The organism is Xanthobacter sp. YC-JY1, assembly GCF_021730305.1.
In the GTDB taxonomy this organism is placed as follows: domain Bacteria; phylum Pseudomonadota; class Alphaproteobacteria; order Rhizobiales; family Xanthobacteraceae; genus Xanthobacter; species Xanthobacter flavus.
The window spans coordinates 4,130,328-4,140,967 of record NZ_CP032674.1; the positions used below are offsets into that span (position 1 = coordinate 4,130,328).

Sequence of the window (10,640 nt, forward strand, 5' to 3'; positions counted from 1 at the left end):
GGCGATAGATTGGGGGCGCGTTGTAAATATTCAAGACCAGCACACATCGCCCCCCAAAACATAAATACACCCATCTGCTCTTGGCGGCATCTCGCATGACCATCCTTGAAGCCGCCCTAGCCTATGGGCGCCGTGGCCTGCGCATCTTTCCCTGCGACCCGCACCCGGAAAAGCCCCGCTCCAAGCGCCCTCTCGTGGTGGCGGACAAGGATGCGGACGGAAAGCCTATCGAGGGCACCGGCTGGCCGCTGAAGGCCTCCTGCAATGAGGCGCAGATCCGCGCCTGGTGGAAGCGCTGGCCCGACGCGCTGATCGGCATGGCGCCGGGCTGGGCGGGCGGCTATGTGGTGGACCTCGACCCGAAGGGCGAGCCGGTGGAAGCCGTGGAAGCGCGCCTTGCGGAAGCCATCGGCAGGCCGTTGCCGGCCGGGCCGCGCACCATCACGCAATCGGGCGGGCGGCATGTGTGGTTCCGCCGGCCGGAGGGCGCGCACTGGCCCAATGACCCGCCGGGGTTGAAGAACATCGATATCCGCTGTGATGCCGGCTACGTCATCCTGCCGCCGAGCATGCTGCGCAACGGCAATGCCTACAGCTGGGAGGGCGAGCCCTTCGACCCCGCGACGGCGCCGGAGGTGCCCCCCGCCCTGCTAGCGCTGATCGCCAACCGGAAGAGCGGCAAGCGCGAGACAGGGCCAGCCGACATGCCGGAGCCGCAGGAGAGCGGCCCGGCGCGGGCGCTGTCCTCCGACCGGCCCGGCGAGGTGGCGAAGCGCAACTATGCCCGCAAGGCGCTCGACCGCATCGCGGCCGATCTGGCGCGGGCGGCGGAAGGCACGCGCGGCACCGAGCTTTATGCGGCGGCCTGCGCGCTCGGCCGCTTCATCGCCGCCGGCGCCATTTCCGAGCGCGAGGCGAGGGCCGCTTTGGAGGATGGGGCCGAGGCATGTGGGCTGGTGCAGGCGGACGGGCGCCCCCGCGTGCTGCGCGAGATCCAGCGCGGGCTCGGTGTCGGCCGCGCCGATGCAGCGGACGTGATCGCCCGCCTGGACGATATCGCCCGCGAAGCGGAAAGCCGGCGGCGGCCCTCTGGCGGCGGGGTCTACCCGCCCGAGGCGCCCTTGCCCGATGGCGCGATCCCGGAACCCTCCCGGCGGGGGACAGTGGGGCCGACGCCCTCCCCTGCTGGTGGTGATGAGGTGGGCCCGGACGGGAGCGAGCCCGATTCGAGCGAGCCGGTTGATGATGCCGAGGGGGGTGATGACGGCCCTTCGGACGGTGCCGCGCCGGGCACGGACATGGACGTGGTGGCCGCCTGCGCCCGCCTCGACCATTCCGACACGGACAATGCCAAGCGCTTCGTGGCGCACTTCGGCCGCGACCTGACGGTGCTGGAGACCGAGGGCATCATCAACACCGACTATTTCACCTGGGCGGGCACCCATTGGGACATGGCGGGCGGCAATGACGCCGCCGTGCGCCTCGCCAAGCAGGTGGGCGGGCTGATCGGCCTGGAGGCGGATCTCCTCGCCGCCACCCCGTTCGAGCTGCGGGCCATGGAAGATGGCGACCAGGCGGAGGAGGACCTCGCGCGGCTGGAAAAATCCTCCGACAGCTGGACCGACGCGGACAAAGCGCAGGTGAAGCGCCTGCAGCGCGTGATCGACGCCAGCGCCGAGGCACGGGCGGCATTGGACAAGCGCAAGGTCGCGCGGCGCAAGTTCGGCGTCTCCTCGAAGAACAAGGCCCGCATCGTCGCGCTGAAGGACTTGGCGGCGTGTGACCTGACGCGCAAGCCCGAGGGCTTCAACGCGGACCCCCGCGCCTTCGCCTGCCTGACCCACACTCTCCAGTTCATCCGCCGGCCCGACCTGGAATGCCCGGACCCGGAGGTGGTGCGCCTCGTGCCCGTCGCCAAGGCAGTGAAGGGGCACAGGCGGGAAGACTTCATCACCAAGGTGCTGCCTGTCGCCTATGACAAGGATGCCAAGGCGCCGCGCTTCGAGGCGTTCATGACGCGCTTCCAGCCGGATGAGGCGACGCGCAAATGCGTGCAGGTGGGCGCCGGGCTCGGGTTACTCGGATTGCCGGTGCAGAAGGTGTTCTTCCACTACGGCAATGGCGCCAACGGCAAGAGCGTGTTCCTGGAGACGCTGGTGCGCGTGTTCGGCGCGCTCGCCTCCTCTTTGCCGACCGAGGCCATCGTGGGCACCAACGACAAGCAGGGCGGCGCGGCATCGCCGGAGCTGGCGCGGCTCTATGGCGTGCGCTTCGTGCGCATCCTGGAGCTGCCCGCCAACGCGCCCTTGAAGGAGGAGATCATCAAGAAGCTCACGGGCGGCGAGGCCATCCCCGTGCGCAACCTGTTCAAGGGCTTTTTCGAGTTCCAGCCGGTGTTCATCGCCCACATGTCGGGCAACGGCTATCCGCGGATCGATGGGACCGATAACGGCATCTGGCGCCGCATCGCCGTGATCCACTGGCCGGTGACCCTGACTGAGGAAGAGCAGCGGGACTTCGAGGAGGTGGTGGGGGAGTTGGTGGCGGAAGGCCCCGGCATCCTCAACTGGCTCATCGCTGGCGCCCTGACCTACCTGCGCGAGGGGTTGGTGATCCCGGCATCCGTTCGCGCGGCGACGCAGGAATATCGCGACGAGATGGACGTGGTGGGGTCGTTCGTCACCGCATGCGTGGTGGCGGCGGAGGGCGAGCATGTGACCGCCCGCACCATGTATCAGGCCTATGTCTCATGGGCCGACGCGAACGGGAAGAAGCCCGTCACAGAGACCCGCTTCGGCCGCGACATGAAGCGGAAGGTGGCCCATGGAACGGGGCCACGCGGCATCCACGTCTATCAGGACTGCCGCCTTGAGAACGTGCCCGCGCGCCCTGACGCGCCCCGCAGCCCCGATGATGAGGCCTGACGGCCGGCTCTAGACCCTCCGCCTGCGGAGGGTTGCGGAGAGTTGTGCGGAAGGTTTTTCTCAAACCCTCAACGCTGAATTTCATTGCACGCCAATGGGTTGGCGGCGCATGCGGAGGGTTAGGAGGGTTTTCCCGCGTCTATGCAATGCATAAGGGGTTAAGGGGCGGCGCGAAGTCGCCGCGATAATTCTCATGTATATGTCATGAAAAACCCTCCTAACCCTCCGCAGGAGGGAGTATATTATTGATTTGATTGGCGATTGTGGTGTGGAGGGTTGATGAAAGACCCTCCTCAAACCCTCCTAACCCTCAATCGGAGCGCAAGATGGATCGTGTGGACATCGAGGCCCTGGTGGACTGGGCCTATCGGGTGCAGTGCGTGGATCGGGTGGTGGGGGCGGTGAACCGGCGCGGCCCGTCCGGGATGCGTTCGGGGACCAATGTGATGGTGACCGTCGCCGTGCTGGGCACGAAGATCGACCGGTCCCCCGCCTTCCTCGCCGACATGGGGGCCACAGCGCAGGACGATGCGTTTGTGATCCACGATGCCGTCATGCGCCTGCCGTCCGAGGCGTTCGGCCTTGTCGTCGCCCACGCCAAGGGGGGCAGTCGGCCACCGTGGCACGGGCTGGACGCGGAGGCGCTGGTGGCGGACACGGACAAGCGCGGGCGAGTGCGCGTGATGCTTGGCACCGATCGTCGGCCCGTCGCCTGCTGCCTGCGCCACAGGGTTGACCCCGCCTTGGTGGAGTTCAGCCGGGCGCAGTACGTCGTGTGGTGGGAGGCTCTATCCGCTCTCGCCGAAGAGCTTCGGGGGCAGTTGGTGGACAGTGACCCCCTGCCTCCGGCCGCGGCCCGTGAGCCCTGGCTTCTGCCCCCGCTCGTCTATGTCGAGGAGCGGTTCGGAATGCCGCTTGACACTGCGATGAAAATTTGACTACCTTCAACCACACATAAACAGCTCTAGAGCCCCGCCGGCACCCGCCGCGCGGGGCTTTTGCTTGGCGCTTACTGTTGTGTTGTAAGCCCGAAACCCTGTCCCGACCGGCCTTCCCGCCCCCCTTTTTGGGTCCTTCCCCCGCCCAAACGTATACGGGCGGACAGGGCGCGCGGGGTGGCCAGCGGGGCGGTGTTTTGGGAAGGCTGAAGTTCACGCCGGAGGGTGAAGTTTCGTGAAAACGATCATCACCAAGGGTGAATTTGCGAAGCTGAAAGGGCGGGCGCCCTCGGCCATCTCCAACTGGATCGCGGACGGGCGGATCACACCGGCGGCGCTGGTGGGCTCGGGCGTGCGGGCTCGGATCTGGGTCGAGCAGGCGGAGCGCGATCTCGCGCGCAACCTCGACCCGTCGCAACAGATTGCTCAGGACCGGCCGGTGTCGATGACGGCGCCAGCGGGCGGAGCGGCGCCGGAAGCCCCCGCGGCGCCGCTCCCCGCCCCGGCCGAAGACGAGGACCTGCGTCGGCGCCGGCGGGCGGATGCTGAAAGCGCCGAGCACCAGGCCGAGCTGCTGCGCATGAAGCGCGAGCGGGAGGCTGGGCGCTGGGTCGAGGCGGCGGAGGCGCAGAAGCGCTTCAGCGCCGAGCTGGTCAAGTTCGTGACCGAGGTGGAGACGTGGGCGGCGCAGAAGCTGGCCCGCGCGCTTGCCGAAAAGCACGGGCTCGACTGGCGCACCATGTCGGCGGACGTCCGGGCATCGTGGCGGGAGTTCCGGGGGGAGAAGGCGGACGCGGCCGGGGCGGCGCGCGGGAGCCGCGACGGGCGCGGCGACGACGACGGAGACGGAGCGCCGGCCGCGCTCTTGTGAGGGTTGGTCATGTCGTTTCTGGTGGACCCCGACGACCTTGTCGCTTCGGTGTTCGCCACGGTTCTGCACCCACCGCCGGCGCCGGACCTCAATGCCTGGGCGGAAGAGAACATCGCCTTCGGCAGGGAGAGCCCCTTCCCCGGCCGCTACAGCCGCAAGACGCTGCCGCTGGCGCAGCGCATCCTCGAAGTGCTCGGGCCGGACCATCCCGCCCGCGTGGTGACGCTGATGGGCTCGGCGCAGGTGGTGAAGACGACCATCGGCCAGATCTTCGTTGCTGGCTGCATGGATCTCGATCCGTGCGACATGCTGTATGTCCACCCCTCGCACGACAATGCGCTGCGATGGGCGCGCGGCAAATGGCGCCAGATGCGCCAGCAGTCGGACGCGCTCAAGCGCGTGTTCGGGAGTGAGAAGTCCCGCGACGGCACGGACAACATGCTCTACCAGGAGCGCCGCGACGGGCGGGGCTCCCTGCTCATCACCGGCGCCAACAGCCCCGCCTCGCTGTCGATGATCACCGTATCGCGGCAGGTGCAGGACGATCTGGCGAAGTGGGAGCCGAACGCCGGCGGCGATCCGGAGTGGCAGGCCGATTCGCGCTCGGCGAGCTTCGATCAGGCGAAGATCCTGAAGCTTTCGACGCCGCTGTTCGCCAAGACGTGCCGCATCACGCGGGCCTATCGCGCCGGGACACAGGAGCGCTGGCACGTACCCTGCCCGCACTGCGGGCACGAGCAGCCGCTGGTGTGGGAGAACTTCCTTCCCTCTATCGAGGCGGAGCGGCCGGAGGCGGCGCACTTCACCTGCGTCGCATGCGCGTGCGCCATCGAGCACCGGCACAAAAGCGAGATCGTGGCGCGGGGCCGGTGGGTGGCGGACAACCCCTCGGCCCGCCAGCCGTCGTTCCATGTGTGGCGGGCCTATTCCCCGGCACGCGATTGGGCCTCCATCGCCGAGGACTGGCTGCGCGCCCATGGCGACCCGCACGCCGAACAGACGTTCTTCAACGATGTGCTCGGCCTGCCCTATGACCGCGCCGCCGAGGCGCCGCCGTGGGAAGAGATCCGCGACCGGGCGAACGCTGGTGATCTGGAACGCGGGCGGGTGCCGGTGGGCGGGCTGCTCATGGTGGCCGGCGTGGACTGCCAAGGGGACCGCGTGGAAGTCCACGTGAAGGCCATGGGCGAGGGCCTGCGGCGGTGGACGGTGGACTACCTGGTGATCCCCCACCACATCGCCACGGTGGAGGCGCAGGTCGAGCTCGACAAGGTGCTGGTGCAGACGTGGCCGGACCGCTTCGGGCGCCGCCGCGCGCTCGACATGCTGGCCATCGACGGCAACGCCTACACCCGCGACGTGTTCATGTGGGCGAAGAAGCACCCATGGACGAAGGTGATCGTGGTGCGCGGCGCCAAGAGCGATCTCGCTCCGCCGCTGGCGCTGGTGAAGAACGAACGCAAGGCGGACGGCGCCGTCCAGAAGACGCAGAAGCGCTTCTTCAACGTGGGCGTTTCGGGCCTCAAGAGCGGGCTCTACGAGCACCTGAAGAAGCCCGACCCGCTGGCGCGGGGCTACTGCGGCTATCCCAAGGGGCTCGGAGACGAGTTCTTCCGCCAGCTCACCGCCGAGGTGCGGGTGATCAAGAAAGACCGCTGGGGCGTGCCGCAGGCGTTCTGGCGGGTGGATCACGACCGCAACGAGGTGCTCGACACCGAGAACTATGCCGAGGCCGCAGCCATCCGCTGCGGCTGGTACACGCGGCTCCCGGAGGAATGGGAGCGCCTGCGGCTGGAACTGGAGCGGCTGGAAGACCAGCCGCAGCCCGATCTCTTCGACCCGGCGGCACCACTGGCCGGCGCCATCCCCGCGCACCCCGCGGCACCCGCGCCCGACCCGGAGCCGGCGCCGCCGACCTCCTTCTTCCGCCCCCGCGAAAGCGGCGGGTGGTTCAATCGGGACTGACCGATGGCCTACACGCAGGACGATATCGACCGGCTGAAGCGGGCCATCGCGCTCGGCGTGCGCCGGGTGAAGTATGCGGATGGCCGCGAGCATGAATACGATTCGCTCTCGGCCATGAAAGAGCGTCTGCGGGACATGCAGGCCGAGGTGAACCCGGCCGGTGCGCAAACCTCGCGCGTGGTCACCGTCACGAACGGCCGGGACTGGTGAGCCGATGAACCCGCTCGATCGCGTCATCGGCTTCTTCGCCCCCCGCACGGCGCTGGACCGCGCCCGCGCCCGTGCCGCGCTCTCCCTCGTGGAAGGGGTGCGCGGCTATGACGGCGCCCGCATCGGCCGGCGCGGCAACGGCCGTTCGCCGTCCACCTCGGCCAATGCCGAGATCGGGCCGGCGCAGGTGCGGCTGCGCAACCGGGTGCGCGACCTGGTGCGCAACAATGCCCATGCCGCGCGCATCGTGGACGTGCTCGCCGCCCATGTGGTGGGAACGGGCATCGTGCCCGTCTCGCGCACCGGAGACGCCGCGCTCGACAAGCGCGTCAACGAGCTGTGGGCGGCATGGTCCGACCAGTGCGACGCTGACGAACAGTTGGACTTCTACGGGCTCCAGACGCTGGCGGTTCGCAGCATGGTGGAGGCGGGGGAATCGCTCTGCCGTTTCCGTCCGCGCCGGCTCGACGACAATCTGCCAGTACCCCTGCAGCTGCAGCAGCTGGAGCCGGACCATATCGATGGCACCAAGCACGGGCTCCTGAGCGCCGGGCGCGATGTGCTGGGCATCCGCTTCGATGCGCTGGGGAAGCGCCAGAACTACTGGCTGTTCCGCGACCATCCCGGCGACAGCGTGGCGACGGTCTATGAGAGCGTGCCGGTGCCTGCGGCCGAGGTGCTGCATATGTACCGCAAGCTACGGCCCGGGCAGGTGCGCGGCGTCACCGCCTTCGCGCCTGTGGTGACCATGGCGCGGGACATCGCCGACTATCACGAGGCAGCTCTGGTGAAGGCGCGCATCGAGGCCTGCTTTGCCGCCTTCATCAAATCGGAAGACAACGGCAACGGCGGCGTGCCGGTGGGGCCGGAGACCAAGGGAGCCAAGGGCGAGCGGCTCCAGTCGCTGGAGCCCGGCGCGATCATGGAACTCCGGCCGGGCGAGGACGTGACCTTCGCGACCCCCACGGCCTCTTCCTCCTTCGACCCGTTCATGGTGCATTCGCTGCAGGCGATGGCGGCTGGTGTCGGCGTCACCTACGACCAGGTGACCGGCGACCTGCGGCAGGCCAACTATTCGAGCCTCCGGGCCGGCAAGATCGAGTTTCGGCGGCTGGTGGAGCAGATCCAGTACCAGACGGTCATCCCTATGCACTGCGCGCCCGCGCGGCGGCGCTTCATTGATGCGGCGATCCTCGCCGGCAAGCTGCCGCGCCGGGCGCAGGGCTACCCCTGCGAATGGATACCGCCGGCGAATGAGCCCATCGACCCGCTCAAGGATCTGACTGCGGACATCCTCGCCGTGCGCTCTGGCCGCATGACGGTGCCGCAGTTCATCGCCGGGTGGGGCAATGATCCCGAGACGCAGCTCGCCGAGATCGCCCGCGTCAACGGACTGATCGATGGTCTCGGCCTGGTGCTCGACACCGACCCGCGCAAGACCAGCCGCGCCGGCCTCACGCAGGCCCGGCCGGAGGGCACCGTGCTGCCGAGCACGGACGTGAGCGGCGACCCTGCCGCCTGATTTGAATACCCAGAGGAGGCGTCTGGTACGGCTCGCGAGGCCCCCAGCACCCATTGGGAACCGGCAGCACGCTGCCGTGTAGGGGCTCAGCCCGCGCCTCCGCCCTCTTTACCCACAGGAGCACTGCCATGACGCGATCCGCTGCGCAGCCGCGGACGACGCCGGACGGCTTCGAGCCGGGCGCCCTCGTCTCCCGCCGCGCGGCGGACGACATGGTGGCCCGCCTTGCCCCGGCGAGCTACGACGCCGAGGCCCGCACGGTCGAGGCCATCTTCTCCACCGGCGCCCGGGTGCGGCGCTGGGGCATCATCGAGACGCTCGCCGTCTCGCCCGAGGCCATCGACCTCTCCCGGGTGGCACAGGGCGCGGTGCGCGTTCTCGACACCCACGACCAGTATTCCATCGAGAACATCCTCGGCGTCGTCACCGATGCACGGATCGAGAACGGCCAGCTGGTCGGCACCTTCCGCTTCGCCGACACCGAGCGCGCCCGCACGGCCGAAGCCATGGTCCGGGGCGGCGACCTCACCGGCATCAGCGTCGGCTACCGCGTCACCGCGTGGGCGCTGATCGCCGTGGAAGAGGGGGTCGAGGTGTGGCGTGCCGAGCGGTGGGAACTGCTCGAAGTCTCTCTCGTCGCGGTACCGGCGGACCCGGCCGCGATGGTGCGTTCCGGGTCCGCGCTTTCACAACAGGAGATCGACGACATGCGTCGTAACGTGCCTTCCGCGCCGGGCAGCGCCCCGGTGGCCCCCGCTGCCCCCGCCGCCGGCACTCCGCCGGCGCCGGCCCCCGAGACCCGCGCGGTTCCGGCCCCCGCCCCTGCGGCTCCCTCGCCGGATGCCGATGCCGGCATCCGGGCCGAGCGCGCCCGCGCCGCCGAGATCATGACCATCGGCCGCCAGCACGGCATCGATGACACGGCGGTCAACGCGGCCATCACCAACGGCACCGATCTGGAAGCCTTCCGCCGTTCCGTGCTCGACACCCTCGCCAGCCGCGCCGAGCAGACGCGGATCTCCAATGCGTCCGTGGGCGCCTCGGCCGACGACCCGGAGCGCGTCCGTGCCGTGCTCGGCGAGGCGCTGGTGGCGCGCATGGCGGAATCGGGCGGCGCTCGCGTGCAGCCCTCCGAGCAGGCGCGCAGCTACATGGGCCACTCCCTCGTGGAGATGGCAGCGGTCTCCATCGGCCGGCGCACCATGCCCCGCACCGCCCGCGAGCGGCTGGAGGTGCTGGAGCGTGCGTTCCACTCCACCAGCGACTTCCCCGTCATCTTCTCCGGCGCCATCAACTCGCGGCTGGAGGCGGCCTACCAGGCGGCGCAGCCGATCTATCGGCAGATCGCCCGGCAGCAGAACTTCATGGACTTCCGCGCGCATGACGTTCTGCGCGTCGGCGACTTCCCCATGCTGCAGAAGGTGACGCAGGCGGGCGAGATCAAGTTCGGGACCTTCGGGGAGAAGAAGGAAACCGTGATGGTCGCCCCCTACGGCATCCAGTTCGCGCTCACGCGGCAGATGCTGGTGAACGACAATCTGGGCGCCATCGATCAGATCCTCGCCGGACAGGGCACCACCGTGGCGCTGTTCGAGGAGATCACCTTCTTCGCCATGAAGGGGACCACCGGCCCGACGCTCAACGAGGACAGCACTGCGGTCTACCACGCCAACCATGGCAACCTTGCCGGCAGCGGCACCGCCATCGACGTGGCCGCGCTTTCCGCTGGCCGCGCCGCCCTGCGCAAGATGAAGCGCCTCGACAAGAATCCGATGAACCTCGCCCCGCGCATCCTGCTGGTGGGGCCGGACAAGGAGACCGAGGCGCAGCTCATCACCGCGCAGGTGACGCCCACGCAGGCGAGCAACGTCAACCCCTTCTCCGGCACGCTGGAGACCGTGGTGTCCTCGATGATCACCGGCAATGCGTGGGAGCTTTACTCCGATCTCACCTTCGGCGCGAACTGGCAGTGGGGCCTGCTCGATGGCTACACCGCGCCGCGCCTGCGCATCGAGGAGCCGTTCGGCGTCTCCGGCGTCGCGGTGAGCCTGGAGCACGACTTCGGCTGCGGCGCCATCGACTTCCGCTTCGGCTACCGCAACCCCGGTAACTGATCGGGCGGGTTCACTTAACCCCTCCCCTTTCCTTCCCCGTGCCGCCTGTTAGGCGGCCCTCCCCTTCCTCCCCCCTGGGGCCGCCTTCGGGCGGCC

At 69.0% G+C, this 10,640-nt stretch carries 7 protein-coding genes; all 7 read left to right on the forward strand.

Annotated features, from left to right (window positions below; all coding sequences use genetic code 11):
- Nucleotides 1-95 precede the first annotated feature (95 nt).
- Nucleotides 96-2,924 carry a phage/plasmid primase, P4 family gene (locus D7006_RS19410; protein ID WP_237354210.1) on the forward strand — a complete coding sequence of 943 codons (2,829 nt, stop codon included), beginning with the start codon at nt 96-98 and terminating at the stop codon, nt 2,922-2,924.
- Nucleotides 2,925-3,250: 326 nt separating this feature from the next.
- Complete coding sequence (locus D7006_RS19415) at nt 3,251-3,862, forward strand: hypothetical protein (RefSeq protein ID WP_237354211.1); 612 nt, start codon at nt 3,251-3,253, stop codon at nt 3,860-3,862.
- 235 nt (nt 3,863-4,097) lie between these two features.
- Complete coding sequence (locus D7006_RS19420) at nt 4,098-4,733, forward strand: hypothetical protein (RefSeq protein WP_237354212.1); 636 nt, start codon at nt 4,098-4,100, stop codon at nt 4,731-4,733.
- 9 nt (nt 4,734-4,742) lie between these two features.
- Nucleotides 4,743-6,698 carry a phage terminase large subunit family protein gene (locus D7006_RS19425; protein ID WP_237354213.1) on the forward strand — a complete coding sequence of 652 codons (1,956 nt, stop codon included), beginning with the start codon at nt 4,743-4,745 and terminating at the stop codon, nt 6,696-6,698.
- 3 nt (nt 6,699-6,701) lie between these two features.
- Complete coding sequence (locus D7006_RS19430; RefSeq protein WP_237354214.1) at nt 6,702-6,908, forward strand: phage head-tail joining protein; 207 nt, start codon at nt 6,702-6,704, stop codon at nt 6,906-6,908.
- A gap of 4 nt (nt 6,909-6,912) precedes the next feature.
- Nucleotides 6,913-8,430 (forward strand): phage portal protein, encoded by a 1,518-nt coding sequence (locus D7006_RS19435; protein ID WP_237354215.1) that lies wholly within the window; start codon nt 6,913-6,915, stop codon nt 8,428-8,430.
- Between the two features lie 128 nt (nt 8,431-8,558).
- A complete protein-coding gene (locus D7006_RS19440) occupies nt 8,559-10,544 on the forward strand; it encodes a prohead protease/major capsid protein fusion protein (RefSeq protein ID WP_237354216.1) in 1,986 nt (661 codons plus the stop codon).
- Nucleotides 10,545-10,640: the final 96 nt, after the last annotated feature.

Bases quoted from the DNA above. Each gene is read 5' to 3' on its own strand.
- D7006_RS19425 (WP_237354213.1), top strand. From the start codon at position 4,743: ATGTCGTTTCTGGTGGACCCCGACGACCTTGTCGCTTCGGTGTTCGCC.
- D7006_RS19410 (WP_237354210.1), top strand. From the start codon at position 96: ATGACCATCCTTGAAGCCGCCCTAGCCTATGGGCGCCGTGGCCTGCGC.
- D7006_RS19435 (WP_237354215.1), top strand. From the start codon at position 6,913: ATGAACCCGCTCGATCGCGTCATCGGCTTCTTCGCCCCCCGCACGGCG.
- D7006_RS19430 (WP_237354214.1), top strand. From the start codon at position 6,702: ATGGCCTACACGCAGGACGATATCGACCGGCTGAAGCGGGCCATCGCG.
- D7006_RS19440 (WP_237354216.1), top strand. From the start codon at position 8,559: ATGACGCGATCCGCTGCGCAGCCGCGGACGACGCCGGACGGCTTCGAG.
- D7006_RS19415 (WP_237354211.1), top strand. From the start codon at position 3,251: ATGGATCGTGTGGACATCGAGGCCCTGGTGGACTGGGCCTATCGGGTG.